This window comes from Vibrio sp. D173a (assembly GCF_030248475.1).
On sequence record NZ_JAHGAH010001406.1, the window covers coordinates 1 to 1,001 of the forward strand.

At 49.7% G+C, this 1,001-nt stretch carries 2 protein-coding genes; both read right to left on the reverse strand.

Annotation, left to right across the window (positions count from 1 at the left end):
* Positions 1-355: urease accessory protein UreD (locus tag KIV40_RS33670; protein WP_285353770.1), on the reverse strand; the 355-nt coding region annotated here is incomplete at its 3' end.
* On the reverse strand, positions 334-1,001 hold a 668-nt coding region (gene urtE, locus KIV40_RS33675), incomplete at its 5' end, for an urea ABC transporter ATP-binding subunit UrtE (RefSeq protein ID WP_285353772.1). The genes urtE and KIV40_RS33670, both read right to left, overlap by 22 nt.

The window sequence follows — 1,001 nt, forward strand, 5'->3', positions numbered from 1 at the left end:
TGTTCTCTTGTGGCATCCACTCAAGGCGTGCATCTTTAGCAACGTGCAGCATCTGTTTCTGCTTTGCGTACTTAGTGTTAGAACGATAGAACTTGGTAGCACCCAGTGTTGTGATCAGAGTGTGCGCTCCACTTTCTACTGAGATATCAATATTTAAGGTATCCCCTCCCACAACACCACCCGGTGGATGCAGCAGGTAGCTGTGACAGGTTTTGCCATCGGGATATAGAGGTCTTTGCACAGCAAGAGGCCCCAACTGATAGCGGTGCTTGAGTACGGTTTTGTCACCACGGTATGCAAAGGTAAGGTTCAAATTGGCTTGCCAGCCATCTCTCACATCCTCTTCAATTGCCATCCCAAGTGGCTGCGCGTCTTCCAAGATCGCGTTAAGTACATCGCTAATTTTTCATCGAGGCCTTCCATTTCGCCCTCTGCTACTTGTCTGCCTCGGTCAAGAATGCAAAAGCGGTCACCCACTTTGCGAGCAAACGGCAACTTCTGCTCAACCAGCAATACCGTTAGCCCCATCTTTTCATTAAGCATGCGGATAATGTCGCCAATTTCCTGAACAATATTCGGCTGAATACCCTCGGTCGGCTCATCCAGAATCAGCAACTTTGGATTGACTACCAAAGCTCTGCCGATCGCGAGTTGCTGCTGTTGACCACCAGACAGATCTCCACCACGACGATGCAGCATCTCTTTCAACACCGGAAACAGGTCAAAGATAAACTCCGGGATCTTGCGATCGCCTTTGTCACGGATAGGCAGTCCAACCTCTAGGTTCTCTTGAACCGTGAGCATAGGGAAGATTTGACGCCCCTGCGGTACATAACCAATGCCTTGTCTTGGACGCTCTTCTGCATCGGTTTTCAACAGGGATTGTCCAGAGAGCGAGATGTCACCACTTTCAACTTTGACCAACCCCATAATGCACTGCAACAAGGTGGTTTTACCGACGCCATTACGCCCCATAAGTACGGTGCACTTGCCTTCTGGAA